This window comes from Bacillus paramobilis (assembly GCF_038096195.1).
In the GTDB taxonomy this organism is placed as follows: Bacteria; Bacillota; Bacilli; order Bacillales; family Bacillaceae_G; genus Bacillus_A; species Bacillus_A mobilis.
This window is the reverse complement of the sequence record NZ_CP151108.1, coordinates 4,663,935-4,682,592: the sequence shown is the minus strand read 5'-3', so window position 1 is coordinate 4,682,592 and position 18,658 is coordinate 4,663,935. Positions and strand designations below refer to the sequence as shown.

Below are 18,658 nucleotides of genomic sequence, written 5' to 3'. Positions count from 1 at the left end.
CCATTGTGTAGGCAAGCACGAATTTACATAATGTATAAAACGTTGATAAAATACGACATGTATACCTTATATGGGTATTAGGTATATAAAAATAGGGGTATATTTATATTTTTGAAAACAACCAAAAAACTCCATGTTTAAAGGAATTATTTGATAATTTTAGGGGTGATTTAACTTGGGAAATAATCAGAAAAACATAGGGGTATATTTATAATGAGGGCTGAAATAGCGATTTAATGAAACTATGGTAGTAATATGGAAAAATAAACGAGGAATTTTAAAAATATATATGTCTTTTCGTTGTGAAATTGACTTTTAGGTAAGTTACGATAATAATCATGGAAGAGGTGATATGATGAAACGAATAAGTAGTCTTTTCTTAAGTAGTTTATTGGCATTAATGCTGATCTTAAGTGGATGTGCAGGAAAAGAACAAAAAACAGAGAAACAAACAGGTAATCAATCGACATCAGTAGAAAAAATTAGTGATAATATTTTAGATGAAATGGAAGGGCCACCTAAAAATGGTCATACGATTGAAAGACATGTAGGAAAATCAGAAGAGGATTTGAAGAATCGCTTGAAGACAGATAAAGTATCAGCGGCAAGTACATACTATGATAAGGAAACAGCGACAAAAGCTGTAAAAGATAGTTTGAAGCAGCATGATAAGGAAATTCAAGATTGGTTAAAAAATTCTAAAGAGGCTCGTCTCGTATTAAATACAACTCATTCATTCCCGGTTGGAAAAACGGTAATAAAGAAGAATATGAATGTAAAAGACAAGCTAGTAAAAACTGTTACTGTTTTGGCGAGAGATAAGTCAGGAGATTTAGGATATAAGATCATTACTTCTTATCCATCTGACAAATAAGAAGGGGGAGTACATATGTATACGACATTACAATACTTTCTTAAATCGTACTGTACGTTAAGTGTTCATGAAGATGAAATAGTAGGCGTGATGGAAGAGTTTATAGAGCAAGAGGATAAAGAAATTGTTTTGAAATTACGCGATGAATTATTATATATGAAGAAAAAGAATGCTTGGGAAGAGGCGTGCGTATTAGCTGCGAAGCAAGGAAATCGCATGTGGTCGTTAGAAGAAACGAAAGACCATCTTGCAAACTTTTTAATATTATTGCAAAAGAAAAAGGCGTGAGTAGATCACGCCTTTTCTTTTTGGAAATTTGCCTGTTTATTAGCACCTCATTGTTTTGGAGCGCTTTTATATACGCTTTTTGAAATTTGTCCATTTGAGATTACTTCACCGTTTTGTGTTACTTTTTTATACGTTACCGCTGTTATTTTGTCATTAGCTCTACTAATTACTTGAGAAGAAACTTCAACATTTTTACCAGTATTTGTGCCGAAAATACGAGTAGTAATACTACCTCCATTTGAAAATGCTTGAATATAAATATGATTGCCTGTATTGTTTTTAAATTTTAAATCCGGACCATAATCTGCCACTGCTGCATCTTGCCCAAGTGGTAAATAATTTACGGGCATGGAATGATTGCTTCGAGAAACAATTCCTAAATCTGCCCTTAAAGCGGCGCTATATAAAGTACTACTAACTTGGCAAACGCCTCCACCTGCACTTTGTATAACTTTACCTTCTGAAAATACTGCTGCGGATTTATAACCATGTGCAGCATCCGTTACGCCAACGCGTCCATTAAAACTAAACGTTTCATCAGGTGCGACAATAACTCCACTTAAAGTATTAGCTGACTTATTTACGTTAAAGGATTGATTCCCATTACGACCAGCCATTGGAGTCGAATATTCAGCGATCACCTCTTTAATCCCCATTTTCTGTATATCTTCTGTAGAACGTTCAGGTTTTAAGAGTGTAACTGGTAACGTAACGTCTGATGTGCCAGAAGTAATCGCTTGTGTCGTTAAATCAGTTAACTTTCCTTTATCAATTTTTTCACCATTTTGACTTTGGCTAATATTTACTGTAGAGCCTTCAACATTTAATTCTGCATTAACAGGATTTTTTAATGTGTCATTATATTTATCCTTCATAAAGCTTTCATAAGCAGTTGTATTTAATTGAGGCGTTAATTTATAATCACGTTTTAATTCACCGTTTTCAGCCTGCTTCCGCATTTTGTAACGATTCATTGCGTTTCCTTCTTGTTCTTTAAAGATTTTGTCGATAATATCTTTTTCCTTATAATTTATCCCTAAATCTTTCCATGTGTACGTTTGTTTATCATTTTGAAATATGTAGGTAAGAGATTTTTGGTCTAATTCAGTTACTTTTTGATTAATAATTGCTTGAATATCTTTTTTATTTTTTCCATCGAGAGAAATACCTTCAAATGTAGTATTTGGTAATGCAGTAGTATCTAATTGATTATTTAGTGTGGATACATATTGATATCCACCAACACCGCCTACACAAAGTAATATGCCTCCAGTAATTGCAGAACCGATCAGTATTTTACTTAGCTTCATTTATTTCCCCCCAGAAATTTTTGTATAAATATATGTATTACATTTTTTGTATAAAAATGATGAAAATAACATTATGTACGTACTAGTATACTATTATTCCCACTATGTGTGTAATGTTTTTATAAAAAATGTTACATTGCTGTAATAATTGTCTCTTTTTGTCACAATATGTACGAGAAATATGTTGAAAATTATAATAAAAAGGCTGTCTAGAAAGATCTAGCAGCCTTTTTATTATAATTTTTTATGTTCATTTTTATTCGTAACACCGAGATGTTCTTGTAGTGTTGTCGAAATAGTATTGACGCTTTTTTCATTTGGAACGTAATAATAAATACCACCTATATATTTATCAGTACCTTCTACTTGCATTTTGTCCATTTTTAAATTGGAATCCATTGAATTTTTGGCAATTGTCATCATATCATCAAAAGTTAAATTTGTTTTTAAGTCTTTATCGACAGCGTCGAGTAGACCACCAATTTTATTAATGGAATTAAGAGATAGTGCTTTTTGAGCGATAGCTTCTAAAACAAGCTGCTGTCGTTGACCGCGCATATAATCACTATCGATATGACGAGTTCTAGCTAGCGCCAATGCCTCTTCGCCATTTAAATGTTGACGTCCTTTTTTTAGGTGAATTGCATCTGCTTCGTCTTTACTATTTTGTTCTGTAAACTCAACTGGAACATCGACAGTAATACCACCAAGAGAATCGACAATTTTGATAAATGATTTAAAGTTGAATTTTACATAATAATCAACTGGAACATCTAAAAAGTTCTCTACCGTATCAATTGTGCTATCTACACCACCGAATACGTGCGCATGTGTAATTTTATCGTATTTCTCACGTGATTTAATGTAGACACGTGAGTCACGTGGAATACTGACAAGCTTAACAGATTTATCGCTTTTATTAATCGTTGCAAGTAATAGCGCATCCGTGCGAGTTGCTTTTCCGTAATTCTTATCCCTAATCTCACTTTCATCAACACCCATAATAAGTACGGAAATGTTGTCAGTCATAGGTTTCACGGCTTTTTCACGTTTGCTGGATTTATCCCCGCGGCTCAGTTCAGAATAAGCATTACTTAATACAGACTTTGCTTTACTGTATATATGGAAGGAATAGCCTCCTGCTCCAAGTGCTATAATCAGTAATGGAATAAGAAGGAACCAAAGGAGGCGTTTTTTCTTTGAGCGTCCTTTTTTGGCTCGAGTATCTTTGTTCATATCGGATTTCATCATTTTTTCTCCTTTAAAGCTATCAAAGTGTATACATCTAGAAGCGCATTCAAACACATAAAAAATATTGTACGCTAAATAAAAGCGATTGTACATGTATAAAAAATAGATGTCTTGATTATTTATAAAGACATCTATTCGTTATTGTATACAAAAGATAGGGATAAGAAAATGATAAAATTTTACCTGATTACAACATAATGCTTACGATAATTGCAGATAAAATGCTAACGAGAGTAGCTCCATATAGTAATTTAAGGCCAAATCTGGCAACGACGTTTCCTTGTTCTTCGTTTAATCCTTTTACTGCACCTGAAATAATGCCGATAGAAGAAAAGTTGGCAAAAGAAACGAGGAAAACAGAAATAATACCAACTGTACGGGGAGAAAGACTATTAGAAATTTTACTAAGGTCCATCATTGCTACAAATTCATTCGTCACAAGCTTCGTTGCCATAATGCTACCCGCTGTGACAATTTCAGAACTTGGTACACCGATAAGGAATGCAACAGGCGCAAATACGTAGCCGATTAATTGCTGGAAAGTAATGCCGAATATAATGAGGAATAGGTCATTAATGCAGCTAATTAATGCGACGAATCCGATGAGCATAGCGCCGACAACAATAGCTACGCGAAAGCCATCTAGAATGTATTCTCCAAGCATTTCAAAAAAGCTTTGCTTTTCGCCTTTAATTTCTAAAATATCTTCGTCATCTTTAACGTCGTAAGGATTAATGATGAGTACGATAATAAAACCACTAAATAAATTGAGAACGAGTGCGGTTACTACATATTTAGGTTCGATCATTGTCATATAGGCACCTACGATAGACATAGATACGGTTGACATGGCAGAAGCACAAAGTGTATAAAGACGGTGTTTTGGAATTTGAGCTAATTGTTTTTTTACCGTAATAAAAACTTCTGATTGGCCGACAATGGCAGAGGCGATAGCGTTGTAAGATTCTAATTTCCCAAGACCATTTATTTTGCTAAGGAAGTAACCGATCCAATGAATAAAAAATGGTAGTATTTTGAAATGTTGTAGTATACCAATTAAGACGGAAATGAAAACAATTGGTAATAATACAGTAAGGAAAAATGACATTTCACCTTTATTGGCAAGACCGCCAAATACGAAGTTTATACCATCAGCAGCATACTCAAGTAGCTTTGTAAACAGACTGGAAATGACCCGAATAAGTATGAGGCCGATTTCTGTATTTAATAATAAATAGGTTAAAATTAACTGTATAATAAGCATGATGAATATTGGTTTAAATTTAATATGTTTCTTATTGTTGCTAGCAATATAAGCAAGGAAGAAAACAACGATAAGTCCCACGAAAAAAGTAATAAATTTCATAGTAAACCCCCTAAAAGAAATATTCTGCTATATATGTTTTTCATTTCAAGGGAGAATATGCATCTTTGGTAAAGAAAGGAATAGAGAGAGCATGAATATATGTAGAGTGCACCATGTTGCAATTATTTGTTCGAATTATGAAGTGTCAAAGGATTTTTATACTCGGATATTAGGTTTTAAAGCGATAAATGAAGTATATAGAAAGGAACGAGATTCTTATAAGTTAGATTTATGTGTAGGGGAAGAGTATCAAATTGAATTATTTTCATTTCCAAGTCCGCCTGAGCGCCAAAGTTTCCCGGAAGCGGCTGGACTTAGACATTTAGCATTTGCTGTTACAAATATAGGAGAAGCTGTGAAACATTTAAATGAATGTGGTGTAGAGACTGAATCGATACGTATGGATGAAATAACCGGAAAAAAATTCGTCTTTTTCCAAGACCCTGATGGCTTGCCCTTAGAATTGTATGAGGTTTGAAATTGGTGAATTTTATATAGGGTTGCTTTTGCGTAAATGAAGAAACTAAAGTGAAACTTCTTTTTTAAAGGAGGTGTAACTTTAGCTAAGAAAGCTAAAGGGTATATGTGGATATTTTAAAATTATTGATGGTAGTCATCCTTATCGCGTTAACAGGTTTTTTTGTAGCTGTTGAGTTTGCAATTATTAAGGTGCGCAGCAGTCGTATTGATCAACTCGTTAGTGAAAAACGACGAGGAGCATTGGCAGCAAAAAAAGTAACTTCGAATTTAGATGAGTATTTATCAGCATGTCAGTTAGGTATTACAATTACTGCTTTAGGGCTTGGGTGGTTAGGAGAGCCGACCATAAAACATTTACTCGAGCCGTTGTTTTTAAAACTACATTTCTCTCCTGCAATTGCAAGTACAGTTTCATTTATTATTGCCTTTGCAGTGATTACATTTTTACATGTTGTCATTGGTGAACTTGCTCCGAAGACGCTCGCTATACAAAGAGCAGAGCAAGTTAGCTTATTATTATCGAAGCCAATTATTTATTTTTACCGAGTAATGTATCCGTTTATTTGGGCTTTAAATGGTTCAGCAAGGCTTGTAACAGGGCTATTCGGATTACATCCAGCCTCTGAACATGAAGTAGCTCATTCGGAGGAAGAATTGCGATTAATCTTATCCGAGAGTTATGAGAGCGGAGAGATTAATCAAAGGGAATTTAAATATGTAAATAATATTTTTGAATTTGATAATAGAGTCGCAAAGGAAATTATGGTACCTCGTACGGAAGTTGTAGGTTTATATGAGGACGAACCATTTGAAACACATATTAAAATAATCGCACAAGAAAAATATACGAGGTATCCCGTATTTGGTGAAGATAAAGATGAAATTATTGGGATGGTTAATGTAAAGGATTTATTTATTCGTTATATGGATGGTAATCGAGATGAGGAGTGCTCGATTACACCGTATACAAGGCCAGTTATTGAAGTACTAGAAAATATTCCTATACATGATTTGCTATTACAAATGCAAAGAAAACGAATCCCATTAGCTGTATTATATGATGAATATGGTGGTACAGCGGGGATTGTTACATTAGAAGATATTTTAGAAGAAATTGTTGGAGAAATCCGAGATGAATACGATGAAGACGAGCACCCGCCTATAGAGCATATAAGTGAGGGGTGTAAAATCGTAGAGGGAAAAGTGCTTATTAGTGAAGTAAATGATTTATTTGGCATACACTTAATCGCTGATGATGTAGATACAATTGGTGGCTGGATTATGGTACAAAAGCAAATCGTTGCTGAAGGAGATGTTATTGAAAAACACGGCTTTTCTTTTAAAGTTCTCGAAAAGGATATGCATCAAATTAAACGAGTGGAAATAAAGAAGGTAGAAGAATGATTTTCTATAAATTTTTATCCCGTATTAACGGACAGTAAGACCCTTACCTCAAAATTCAGCGAAAGCGAAGAAGTTAGGTGGGGGATGAACAAAATCCCCACTGATTAAGGTTTCACTTTATAAAAGGTATATATAGAAAAATAAATGTTTGCGCTTTCAAAAAGGGTGCTATATAGTGAAGGTGGATACTGAAAAATTCTTCTGAATGATACTCGTATTTTTAGATGGCGAATTTTTTAGATAAGGATTTAGAATGAAAAGCATAGGTGATGAAAATGATAGCAACGAAGGATATACGTATAGAAAAAGATTTTTTAGGTGAAAAGGAAGTACCGAGTGTAGCTTATTATGGTGTACAAACATTACGTGCTGTTGAAAACTTCCCGATTACAGGATATCGCATTCATCCGTCACTCATTACGGCAATGGCAATTGTGAAAAAAGCGGCGGCACTTGCAAATATGGATACTGGTTACTTAGTTACAGACATTGGACATGAAATTGCAGAAGCAGCGCAAGAAATTGTTGATGGAAAATTCCATGATCAATTTATCGTGGATCCAATCCAAGGCGGTGCTGGAACTTCTATTAATATGAATACAAATGAAGTAATCGCTAATCGAGCGTTAGAACGTATGGGATATGAAAAAGGTGAGTATGCGAAAATTAGTCCAAACACGCATGTGAACATGGCTCAATCAACGAATGATGCGTTTCCAACAGGAATTCATATTGCAACTCTTATGATGTTAGAAGAACTTCTTATTACAATGGAAGAACTTCATGCTGCTTTCCGTGCAAAAGCAAAAGAGTTTGATCACGTCATTAAAATGGGACGTACACATTTACAAGATGCTGTTCCGATTCGTCTTGGACAAGAATTTGAAGCGTATAGCCGCGTGCTTGAGCGTGATATAAAAAGAATTAAGCAGTCTCGCCAACATTTATATGAAGTGAACATGGGGGCAACAGCTGTTGGCACGGGATTAAATGCAAACCCTACGTACATTGAACAAGTGGTTAAACACTTGCGAACATTTAGCGGATTCCCACTTGTTGGTGCAGAGCATTTAGTTGATGCAACGCAAAACACAGATGCATACACAGAAGTATCTGCAGCATTAAAAGTATGTATGATGAATATGTCTAAAATTGCGAATGACCTTCGTATTATGGCATCTGGTCCACGTGTTGGATTGGCGGAAATTCAATTACCAGCTCGTCAACCAGGTTCATCTATTATGCCAGGGAAAGTAAATCCTGTTATGGCAGAAGTAATTAATCAAGTTGCTTTCCAAGTAATTGGTAATGATCATACAATTTGCTTAGCATCAGAAGCAGGACAATTAGAGTTAAACGTAATGGAGCCTGTACTCGTGTTTAACTTAATTCAATCTATTAGTATTATGAATAACGGATTCCGTGTATTCCGTGAATATTGTATTAAAGGAATTACAGCAAATGAAGAATTGCTGAAGCAATATGTGGAGAAGAGTGTTGGGATTATTACGGCAGTTAACCCTCATATTGGTTACGAAGCAGCATCTCGTATTGCACGTGAAGCAATTGAAACAGGAAAATCTGTTAGGGAGTTATGCTTAGAACATGGTGTACTGACAGAAGAAGAGTTGGATATTATTTTAGATCCATTCGAAATGACGCATCCTGAAATTGCTGGTGCTTCTTTATTAAAGAATAAGAAGATGTAATGTGAAAAAACACCGATCCATTTGGATCGGTGTTTTATTTTTAAAAGATATTAAATACAGAGTTTAATTGAAGTAAGCTAATAATAGCTAAGAAGATTAAACTGTATTTCATTGCTGTTTTAAATAGGGCAGATTCTTTACCAACTAGTCCAACTGCTGCACAAGCAACTGCCACAGATTGTGGAGAAACCATTTTTGCCATTGTACCACCTACTACGTTTAATGCAACAAGTGTAGAAGGAACGATGTTTAATTGATCTGCAGTTACTGCTTGAAGCGGTGCGAATAATGAACCACTTGATACTACCGATCCTGTAATGAATACGCCAATCCATCCTAAGATTGGAGAAAGAACTGGGAATGCATTACCTGTAGAAGAGAATGCAAGTCCAAGTGTAGATGACATACCAGAGTAGTTCTCTACGTAAGCTAAAGCGATAACGCTACAGATTGTAAATACTGGAGCTTTTAGTTCTTTCATTGTTTCCACTACTAATTCTTTAACCATTTTACCTTTTACGCGGTACACGATAAGTGAAACGATAATTGCTAATACGATTGCAGTAGTTGTAGATGAGAATACATCAAATTTGAAAACAGCTGCGAAAGGTGTATCAGCTTTTGTAATAGGTGTAGTTTTCATAACAGCATTATGAAGACCAGGGAATTGAATGTTAAATACTAAGTTTGCTAGTGCGCCATCCGGAGCAAATAAAGCTTTAATTGGTTTTAAATTAAAGATTGTTACGAATGCAGTTAAGAATACGAATGGAGACCAAGCATATAAAATTTGATTGAATGTATGAGATACATTTTCTTCTTGTTTTTCTTCTTTAGTAGAAGATTTTGGCTGCCAAACACGTAAGAATAATGCAAGAGAGATCATACTTACAACAGCTGCGAAAATATTAGTAAGTTCTGCACCTAAGAAGTAAGTTACAAGGAACTGAGTAATCGCGAAAGAAACACCACTTACAAGAATACCTTGCCAAGTTTCCTTAATACCTTTAATTCCATCAACCATTGATACAAGTAAGAAAGGTAAAACAATACTAATGAAAGGTAAAATAAGAACAGTTTGACGACCGATAGTTAATGCATCTAGTTCAGTTAATTGTGCCGGTACTGTAACTGGGATACCCATAGCACCCATAGCACCACCAGCGATGTTAGCTACTAAACAAATTCCTGCTGCTTTTAATGGGTTAAAGCCCATACCTACTAGTAATGCAGCTGTAATAGCAACTGGAACCCCTAGACCAGCTGCGCCTTCTAAGAAAGCACCGAAAGAATAAGCGATTAATAATACTTGTAAACGTTGGTCATTTGTAATGCTTGAAATACTATCACGAATGATGTTGAATTGCTCTGTTTTAACAGTTAATTTATAAAGGAAAATTGCAGCGATAACGATAGTACAAATTGGATAAAATCCAGATAAAACACCGAATCCGGCAGATGCTACAGCTACAGTTGCTGGCATTTTATAAACGAATATAGCAAGAATAATAGCGACAATCACACTGTAAAGGCCAGCCATGTAACTTTTCATTTTCAGTCCCATTAAACAAATGATGAAGCAGAAAATTGGAAGTGCTGCGATTAGTGCAGATAACCAAATATTGTTTAATGGGTCATAAATTTGTGTCCAAGTACTCATAATAATGACAACTCCTATCTATTTTATGTGAAGAAATTCACATTATTTGTGAAACTATTCACAATCAACTTACATGCTTAGTATATTCTCCTTCAACACTATTGTCAACGTAAAAAAGTATAATTATTCCATAATAGTGTTAAAAGAAATGCTTTGTTCATAAAGTAGACAAAAAGCACACTCGAATCTATTTGAGTGTACTTTATAAAGTAAAGCTTTATCCCGCATTCGCCAAAATTTGAAATAGGATTCGTATTGTCCGCTAATAGAAGGATAAATTATTTGCATATTCTTTTCTTTTAGTTATTTCTATATTATTGATCCTATAGCTCTATAGTAGAGGCTGTCTTTGTATCGAATATGAAAGGGTGTTGTAATACTTAAGATTTAATAGGGAGCACAGCTTGTCCCATTTGATCAAGTCAGAAAGGGACAGTAAATACATTTAATAAGAAGTATTCCATCACAGTTCAAGCTATTGAACACGAATTAAACGACAATAAATTAATTTTTTTGTTACGGTATCTTTTTTACTGAAAATTCCTTTTAGCATAACAGAGAGGTTAAATATAACCCAAATACGTTACGATAGGTTATCAATTATAGACGGTATTTTACAATATCATTACTGTACGTTGCAGTGAGGTGAAAATATAACAAAAAGCTTGATAAAACAACGTTTGTAAGCAAAGTATTTGCAGCCCGTTGTTTTGCTTTTTCGTTATATCATATAGTATAATATTCAAAATCAGTAAGGATTTTTTCCTGAACTCTTTCCTGATAAAAGTGGAAAAAATTTTCAGCTTTATAGGTTGATAAAGTTATGTCGTAACAGGAAATATAAGAACAGATATATAAATAAATAAAAAGAAAATAAAAACGAAAATGAGGGGAACTTTATGAGCCAAAATCAATTCGAATGTCGTATTTCAGAAGAAGATGTACAAATGTTAAGAGCGCTAGCGCATCCGTTACGTTTACGCCTAGTAATGGAACTAATGCAACGTGGAACTTGTAATGTAACACAATTACAGGAAGTGTTAGAAATTCCACAATCAACGGTTTCGCAACATTTAACGAAATTAAAACAAAATAAAGTAGTGCGCTTTGAAAGACGAGGACTAGAAGTGTATTATCAAATTCATAATGATAAAGTAAGTGAAGTTGTAAAAACATTATTTTCTTAAAATTTGAATATTATGGAAAAAGACGTGTGGGATATACGTCTTTTTTTTATTGTCAGAAAGATAATAGGAGAGAAAATGTTAGCATGAAGGGAAGAAAAGGCTATCCATTAAAATGCTGCTATGTGGAATATATTCTAAAGGGGAAAGAAAAGATAGAAAGGAGTGCAGTAAGTAAAAGGAGGAATAGTAGTATGGATGTAAAACGTGTGAAACAAATTTTATCTTCTTCAAGTAGAATTGACGTTACATATGAGGGTGTCCCAGTATGGATTGAGAGCTGTGACGAGCAGAGTGGAGTTGCTCAAGTGTATGATGTATCTAATCCCGGAGAAAGCGTTCACGTGAACGTGACGGCTTTAGAGGAGAAGTAATAGAAAAGACGCTTCTAAATGTTTAGAAGCGTCTTTTTTGTGTTATTCCATCATACTTGCAACTTTTTTAGAGCAGAGAAGAAGTACAACTCCTAGGACGATAACGATAATACCGATACTTGCAAATACTTCAAGATAACCTAATGATTGTGTAAAGGAAGCAAGTTTACCAGCTAACCAGTTAGCCATACCTGAACCAGCTAACCATACACCCATTAGTAATGATGCTAATTTAACAGGTGCAATTGCACTTACCATTGATAGACCGATTGGTGATAAGAATAGTTCGCCAATTGTATGGAACATATAAGTGATAACGATGAATAATAAGTTTGCTTTAACAGTTATATCAGCTTCAGTACTTCCAGTTTTTAGAACCGCTAATGTTAAAACAAGGTAACCTATACCTAGTAAAATCATACCAAATGCCATTTTTGTTGGTACTTTTAAATCGCCACGTTTTGATTTAGAAAGTTTTAACCATAGCATAGATACGAATGGTGCAAGTAGTACGATGAATGCTGGATTAACGGATTGGAACCAAGATGTTGGAACTTCCCATCCGAAAATTGTACGATCAACAAATTTATCTGTATAAAGTGTTAAAGAACTACCAGCTTGTTCAAAGCCTGCCCAGAAGAATACTACGAAACAAGTTAAAATTACAATTGCCCAAGTGCGATTTTTTTCTTGTTTTGTTAAAGGTTTCTTTTCGATTGCAGGTTGATTTTTTGTTTTTTTACCAACAACTGTTGTTCCTGCTGTACCAAGGTAGCGAGGAGCTAATAAGTTGAAAACAATTTGTCCAATAATCATACCGATACAAGCTGCTAAGAATCCGTATTTATATCCCATAACCATAACGCCATCAACGCTTGTTTTAAAGAAATCTTCTGCTAAAAATCCACAAATAAGTGGAGCGAAGAAAGCACCTACGTTAATACCCATATAGAAGATAGTAAATGCACTGTCACGACGTGAATCATTTTCGTCATACAATTCACCTAACAGTGTAGAAATATTTGGTTTGAAGAATCCATTACCAATAACTAATAGTACTAATCCAAGGAATAGTCCTGTTTTTGTATTCATGGAGAATAGTACAAAGTTACCAATCGCCATAATAATTCCGCCGAGAGTAATGGCATGACGTCTCGTAATATAATGATCAGTTAGCCATCCGCCTATAATTGGCATGAAATATACTGCTGCTGTAAAAGTACCATATAATTGCACTGCGACTGCCTTATCAAATCCTAATCCGCCACTAACGGCAGCAGTTGTTAAATAAAGAACTAAAAGGCCACGCATTCCATAATAACTAAATCTTTCCCACATTTCTGTTAAGAACAACAAATATAATCCTGGTGGATGTTTTTTTGGTGATTGTTGTTCTCCAGCTTTTTCTAATTTTAAAGCTGCATCCATTTTTGTTTCCCCCTAATCCTGTATAACGGATATTTATGTAATTATTTTAATTCACAAAATATTTAGAAGTCAATAGAATTATATGGAAATAGAAAGAAAATTTCTAGAAAATTTCTATTTTTCTTCAACCGTTACTGTATTTTGCCCTGAAAACGAGATGATAAGCGTTTTCAAATGTAATAATTGAATTCTAAAAGAAAATAAAATAGTGATTAATCAGAAAATTTAGATTAAAACATTTATTCTGATATAGAGAAAATATATTCTATTTACTTTTATAATATAACATATTGGGAATAAAAATACAAAATGAAATAATGTGACACTTCAGTGAAATGAAAAAACCAGCTCCGTAGAAGGGAGCTGGCTAGAGGTGTATTATTTAACAAAGCGTTTTTCAATGTCATCTAGTAGTAGGTTAGCAGCCATTACACCACCAGCTGTATTCCAAATAACATCGTCAACTTTGTATGCTTTATTATTTTTCACTGCATTTAAGTTTTTAAATAGAGGATCATTGATATATTCTTTTTCTAATTCAGAACCTTTTTTCTCGTTTCCTTTATCGAATGTGAAGTAGAATAATACATCGCCATCCATTGCAGAAATACGTTCTTTAGATACGTTACGCTCTGCGAAGTCATCTTTATTTTGATCACCAGGACGTTTAAATCCAAGTTCTTTTAAAATAACACCAGAGAATGTATCGCCATGATAAATACGAACATCACCAGGCATGAAGCGAACCATAGAGATTTCTTGATTTACTTTATCGCCTAGTTTGGCTTTTAAATCTTTCATGCTTTTATCGTAATCAGCTAAAACCTTTTGACCTTCTTTTTCTTTATTTAATGCTTTTGCATAAAATTTGAAGTTATCTTTCCATTCACCGCGTAGCGTTTCAGAAAACACAGTAGGTGCAATTGCTTTTAGTTGCTCGTACACTTTTTCGTGACGCATTTTGTTACCGATAATTAAGTCTGGTTTTAAAGAAGCGATTGTTTCTACGTTCACTTGTCCTTCATCACCAACAACTTTTACATCTTTCATTTTATCTTTAATATGTGGATACCATGGATCACCAGTCCAAGATTTTACAGCCCCAACTGGTTTCACACCTAGTTCAAGTAAAGCTTCAGTTCCTTCATTTGTTAAAATAACTACACGTTTTGGGTTCGCAGGAACTTCTGTTTTACCCATTGCATGTTCAACTGTAATCATTTCTTTTTTCGTATCTTCTTTTGTTTCTTCTTTCGTATTTGATTTTCCACAAGCACTTAAAAGTAATGAAAAGGCTAGTAAAAATACAAATACTGTAAACGATTTCTTTCGCATGAATTTCATTATGTACCCCCTACATATTGAGAAGTTTTTTCAATAGCAAGCATGATATTAAGCCTTTATCTTTTGATTGTCAATACATACGGTTGAAAATAATTCTCATTTCCGTTGACAATGCGAATTAAGTTGAAATACACTTACAACGTATCATTATACATTGAAGGGGAAACGCTGCATGTTATTAAAAACAAATCAAGCAAAATGGATCGGATTATTTGTTGGAATCATTGCAGTCATTATTTGTATATGGGGAAGTATTATTTTCGGATATACAAATACGAGTTGGAAATTAGCGTTGGATGCTTTTTTTCATTTTAATGGTTCCAATGAACATATTATTATTCAAAATGTGCGTCTACCAAGGGCGTTAATTGCAGCTAGTGTTGGTGCTAGTTTAGCCATTGCTGGTTGTCTTATGCAAACGTTAACGAAGAATCCACTTGCTTCTCCAGATTTTATTGGATTAAATTCAGGTGCTGCGTTTTTCATAGTTGTAGCAATTGTTATTTTTTCCGTGACATCATTATCAGCTTTCACGTGGATTGCCTTTTTAGGGGCAGCTGTTGCAGCTGTACTTGTATTCGCTTCTAGTTCTTTAGGGAAAGAAGGGACGACGCCTCTTAAGTTAACATTAGCAGGGGTCGCAATCAGTGCTTTATTTTCATCATTAACACAAGGATTACTTGTGTTAAATGAAAAAGCACTTGAAGAGGTATTATTTTGGCTTGCCGGATCGGTGCAAGGAAGAAAGTTAGAAATTTTACAATCTGTATTCCCGTATTTATTAGTAGGCTGGGTTGCATCAATTATGATGGCAGGGAAAGTAAATACATTAATGATGGGGGAAGATGTTGCAAAAGGGCTTGGACAACGAACGATTTTAATGAAATCATTCGTACTACTTATTATTGTTCTGCTATCTGGTGGTTCAGTTGCGGTCGCAGGTCCAATTGGATTTATTGGTATTGTTACCCCGCATTTTTCCAGATTTCTTGTTGGAGTAGATCATAGGTGGAGAGTACCGTATAGCGGCTTGTTAGGTGCAATACTATTAATCTTAGCCGATATCGCAGCAAGATATGTCATTATGCCACAAGAAGTACCGGTAGGAGTTATGACAGCGTTTATCGGAGCTCCATTCTTTATTTATATTGCACGTAAGAGAGGGCTTAGCAAATGAAGAAGTATATTCCGTTTCGTATAGGAAAAGGCGTGCTCTCGTTTTTAATGTATAAACGAGCTTGTCTCGTCTTATTCAGTTTATTAGTTGTTTTAATAGGATTATTTTTTGCGAGTGCAGGTATGGGAGACATGAAAATTGCTCCTTATGATGTATGGCAAGCGATCACTGGAAATGGCGATGCGATGTCAAATATGGTTGTAAATAAGTTTCGTATGCCGCGTATTTTAATTGCCATCCTTGTAGGAATTGCACTTGCTGTAGCAGGATGTATTTTACAAGGTCTCGTTCGAAATCCACTTGCTTCTCCTGATATTATCGGGATTACAGGTGGTGCAAGTGTTGCAGTTGTCTTATTTTTAGCTATATTTAGCGATAAAAATAATGCGCTAACCGTAAGCATTCATTATATGCCGCTCGCAGCCTTTGTTGGGGCAACGATTGTAGCGCTTTTTGTATATTTATTTGCATGGAGAAATGATGGATTATCACCAATTAGTCTTGTTTTAATTGGCGTTGGGTTTTGGGCGTTAACGAAAGCGGCAACGACTTTGTTTATGTTGTTAGCACCAATTTATCAAGCAAGTCAAGCGAATGTATGGATTACAGGTACTGTGTACGGTTCTTCATGGCAAAATGTTATGGTACTTGCGCCGTGGGTTATCATTTTAACGGTAATATCATTTATAGCTGCTAGACATTTAAATGCGCAAGAGCTAGGGGATGATATTGCGGTAGGACTTGGTGTTCCTTTAACGAAGTCACGCGTATTCATGTTATTACTTAGTACAGCTTTAATTGGTGGAGCAGTTGCCTTTGCCGGAGGAATTGGATTTGTCGGTTTAATGGCACCTCATATTTCACGAAGACTAATTGGTTCTTTATACGGTGCATTACTCCCAGTGGCGGCAATCGTTGGTGCAATTTTAGTACTTGCTGCAGATTTAATTGGGCGTACAGTTTTCACGCCACTTGAAATTCCAGCAGGAGTATTTACATCAGCAATTGGTGCACCTTATTTTATTTATTTACTTTATAAAAGTCGGAATTCATAAAGGGAGATGAATATGCAAAAAGCATTGGAGACGAAACGTTTGACGTTGTCTTATGGTGAAACAATTATTATTGATGAGTTGAATTTAGAAATTCCAAAAGGCGAAATTACAATCTTTATCGGTTCTAACGGTTGTGGGAAATCAACTTTATTACGTTCACTAGCTAGATTATTAAAACCAACAACTGGTGACATTTTGTTAGATAATCAAGCCATTCAAAGTATGCAAACGAAGCAAATCGCTCGTCAAATGGCAATTTTACCGCAAGGACCACAAGCACCAGAAGGGCTTACAGTATTGCAACTTGTAAAACAAGGACGCTATCCATATCAAACATGGCTGAAGCAATGGTCAGAAAAAGATGAGGAAATGGTACAAAAAGCCCTTGCGGCAACAGGTATGACAGAATTTGCTGAGCGTGATGTGCATGCTCTTTCAGGTGGACAACGTCAACGTGCTTGGATTGCAATGACGCTTGCACAAGATACAGATATTATTTTACTGGATGAGCCTACTACATATTTAGATATGACTCACCAAATTGAAGTGCTAGATTTATTATTCGAATTGAATGAAACAGAACAAAGAACAATTGTTATGGTATTACACGATTTAAATTTAGCATGCCGTTATGCAGACAATATTGTAGCCATTCAAGATAAACAAATATATGCACAAGGTAAGCCAGAAGAAGTAGTGGATGAGAAGCTAGTACGTGATGTATTCCGAATGGAATGTCAAATTAGTACGGATCCGTTATTTGGGACGCCACTTTGTATTCCGCACGGAAAAGGAAGACGTGTACGTAAAGAGGTTGCTCAGGCAATGAGATAATAAAAAAGACGATGAATCATCATCGTCTTTTTTATTTTTCGCAAGAGAATAGTAGGAAGAGGGGAATACGTAAACGTCGTTCATATTCTTCTTCGCTCTGAAAATAAGTTTGATTTGGTGTAGCTTCTTTTATATTTGTAATCGTAAATCCAGCTTGTTGTAATAATGTAAAATATTCTTCCGTTGTACGATGATATTTAATAACTTCTTGATCAATCCAAGGTTCAACGCGTTTTCCCATTTTAAAATAATCATCGATGAGCCAACTCGTTCTTTTTCCGCTCGTTTGCAAGCTTTCAAATGAAGAGGTAATAACAGGGTGTTGAACGCTAAAAGTAAAGGTTCCATTTGTTTTTAAAGTTTCGTACACATTTTGAAAAATGATAGGAAGATGTTCAATATAATGTAAGGCGAGTCTAGATGTTACTAAATCAAAAGTAGCAGGAGGGTATGTGTAGTCTTTGAGGTTTAAAAAATGGACGATCCCATTTTTATTTTCTAGTTGTTTTTTAGCTTTTTCATACATAAGTTCGGAGCCTTCAATACCGGTGTAAGAGCGGCAGTCTTTTTCTAATAATTCCTTGCCAAATTTTGCGTCACCGCAGCCTAAATCAAGGATTTCCTTTCCTTTCACATCACCAATGAGTTGAAAGAAGGCTGGTTTTTCAAGTGATTCATTTGGGCTATTTTCTCGGTATCTTCGTTTCATATATTGTTTAAAAAATGCTTCGTTATTATATGCATCAGATTCAGTAAATGCCATGATTGAAGCCCCCTTAAATATTTTTTTTATTCTACCAAATATGAAAAGTAAATGATAGATTTCTTGTAATGAATCATATATAATCTAGAATTGTAAGCGGTTACTTTAAACTATTTTTCTATAATAAATTCTGAAAACGTGTTAAGCTAGTAGAGGG

General features: G+C 34.8%; 17 protein-coding genes. 10 read left to right on the top strand and 7 right to left on the bottom strand.

The window, feature by feature from the left end:
• Window positions 1-355: 355 nt before the first annotated feature.
• Entirely contained in the window at window positions 356-874 is a 519-nt protein-coding gene (locus AABL52_RS24030; protein WP_000822712.1) for an RNase A-like domain-containing lipoprotein, read from the top strand.
• 15 nt (window positions 875-889) lie between these two features.
• Window positions 890-1,162 carry a hypothetical protein gene (locus AABL52_RS24025; protein ID WP_341518576.1) on the top strand — a complete coding sequence of 91 codons (273 nt, stop codon included), beginning with the start codon at window positions 890-892 and terminating at the stop codon, window positions 1,160-1,162.
• Window positions 1,163-1,209: 47 nt separating this feature from the next.
• Here AABL52_RS24025 and AABL52_RS24020 read toward each other — a convergent pair whose 3' ends face one another.
• The 3 genes from AABL52_RS24020 to AABL52_RS24010 all read right to left on the bottom strand — a co-directional run bounded on the left by AABL52_RS24020 (window position 1,210) and on the right by AABL52_RS24010 (window position 5,089).
• A complete protein-coding gene (locus AABL52_RS24020) occupies window positions 1,210-2,472 on the bottom strand; it encodes a VanW family protein (protein ID WP_098237761.1) in 1,263 nt (420 codons plus the stop codon).
• Window positions 2,473-2,706: 234 nt separating this feature from the next.
• Window positions 2,707-3,723 carry an LCP family protein gene (locus tag AABL52_RS24015; protein WP_002070431.1) on the bottom strand — a complete coding sequence of 339 codons (1,017 nt, stop codon included), beginning with the start codon at window positions 3,721-3,723 and terminating at the stop codon, window positions 2,707-2,709.
• Between the two features lie 187 nt (window positions 3,724-3,910).
• Window positions 3,911-5,089, bottom strand: a complete 1,179-nt coding sequence (locus AABL52_RS24010; RefSeq protein WP_000668857.1) for a NupC/NupG family nucleoside CNT transporter — start codon at window positions 5,087-5,089, stop codon at window positions 3,911-3,913.
• A gap of 91 nt (window positions 5,090-5,180) precedes the next feature.
• Between AABL52_RS24010 and AABL52_RS24005 the strand changes: the two genes are divergently transcribed.
• The 3 genes from AABL52_RS24005 (at window position 5,181) to aspA (ending at window position 8,682) form a co-directional block, all read left to right on the top strand.
• Window positions 5,181-5,567, top strand: a complete 387-nt coding sequence (locus AABL52_RS24005) for a VOC family protein (RefSeq protein ID WP_060487024.1) — start codon at window positions 5,181-5,183, stop codon at window positions 5,565-5,567.
• Window positions 5,568-5,674: 107 nt separating this feature from the next.
• Window positions 5,675-6,973 (top strand): hemolysin family protein, encoded by a 1,299-nt coding sequence (locus tag AABL52_RS24000; protein ID WP_097844441.1) that lies wholly within the window; start codon window positions 5,675-5,677, stop codon window positions 6,971-6,973.
• A gap of 275 nt (window positions 6,974-7,248) precedes the next feature.
• On the top strand, window positions 7,249-8,682 hold the full coding sequence (aspA, locus tag AABL52_RS23995; protein WP_341518575.1) for an aspartate ammonia-lyase: 1,434 nt from the start codon (window positions 7,249-7,251) through the stop codon (window positions 8,680-8,682).
• 40 nt (window positions 8,683-8,722) lie between these two features.
• On the opposite strand, the gene AABL52_RS23990 is transcribed toward aspA, so the two are convergent.
• Window positions 8,723-10,342: an L-lactate permease gene (locus AABL52_RS23990; RefSeq protein WP_000109125.1), complete on the bottom strand. Its 1,620-nt coding sequence runs from the start codon at window positions 10,340-10,342 to the stop codon at window positions 8,723-8,725.
• A gap of 899 nt (window positions 10,343-11,241) precedes the next feature.
• Between AABL52_RS23990 and AABL52_RS23985 the strand changes: the two genes are divergently transcribed.
• Both AABL52_RS23985 and AABL52_RS23980 read left to right on the top strand, forming a co-directional pair.
• Window positions 11,242-11,529: an ArsR/SmtB family transcription factor gene (locus AABL52_RS23985; protein ID WP_000081429.1), complete on the top strand. Its 288-nt coding sequence runs from the start codon at window positions 11,242-11,244 to the stop codon at window positions 11,527-11,529.
• Between the two features lie 191 nt (window positions 11,530-11,720).
• Window positions 11,721-11,900, top strand: a complete 180-nt coding sequence (locus AABL52_RS23980; protein ID WP_000382683.1) for an acid-soluble spore protein H — start codon at window positions 11,721-11,723, stop codon at window positions 11,898-11,900.
• 42 nt (window positions 11,901-11,942) lie between these two features.
• Here AABL52_RS23980 and AABL52_RS23975 read toward each other — a convergent pair whose 3' ends face one another.
• Together AABL52_RS23975 and AABL52_RS23970 are read right to left on the bottom strand one after the other, a co-directional pair.
• Window positions 11,943-13,328 (bottom strand): peptide MFS transporter, encoded by a 1,386-nt coding sequence (locus AABL52_RS23975; protein ID WP_000338334.1) that lies wholly within the window; start codon window positions 13,326-13,328, stop codon window positions 11,943-11,945.
• A gap of 378 nt (window positions 13,329-13,706) precedes the next feature.
• Window positions 13,707-14,672 carry an ABC transporter substrate-binding protein gene (locus tag AABL52_RS23970; RefSeq protein ID WP_000671034.1) on the bottom strand — a complete coding sequence of 322 codons (966 nt, stop codon included), beginning with the start codon at window positions 14,670-14,672 and terminating at the stop codon, window positions 13,707-13,709.
• 172 nt (window positions 14,673-14,844) lie between these two features.
• Between AABL52_RS23970 and AABL52_RS23965 the strand changes: the two genes are divergently transcribed.
• The 3 genes from AABL52_RS23965 to AABL52_RS23955 are packed head-to-tail and all read left to right on the top strand — an operon-like array spanning window position 14,845 to window position 17,738.
• The gene (locus AABL52_RS23965) at window positions 14,845-15,849 is read left to right on the top strand and encodes a FecCD family ABC transporter permease (RefSeq protein WP_097844439.1); all 1,005 of its coding nucleotides are present in this window, start codon (window positions 14,845-14,847) and stop codon (window positions 15,847-15,849) included.
• A complete protein-coding gene (locus AABL52_RS23960) occupies window positions 15,846-16,904 on the top strand; it encodes a FecCD family ABC transporter permease (RefSeq protein WP_098986102.1) in 1,059 nt (352 codons plus the stop codon). The genes AABL52_RS23965 and AABL52_RS23960 overlap by 4 nt, the downstream gene beginning before the upstream one ends.
• Window positions 16,905-16,916: 12 nt before the next feature.
• Window positions 16,917-17,738 carry an ABC transporter ATP-binding protein gene (locus tag AABL52_RS23955; protein WP_001167960.1) on the top strand — a complete coding sequence of 274 codons (822 nt, stop codon included), beginning with the start codon at window positions 16,917-16,919 and terminating at the stop codon, window positions 17,736-17,738.
• A gap of 31 nt (window positions 17,739-17,769) precedes the next feature.
• On the opposite strand, the gene AABL52_RS23950 is transcribed toward AABL52_RS23955, so the two are convergent.
• Window positions 17,770-18,501, bottom strand: a complete 732-nt coding sequence (locus AABL52_RS23950) for a class I SAM-dependent methyltransferase (protein WP_098986101.1) — start codon at window positions 18,499-18,501, stop codon at window positions 17,770-17,772.
• Window positions 18,502-18,658: the final 157 nt, after the last annotated feature.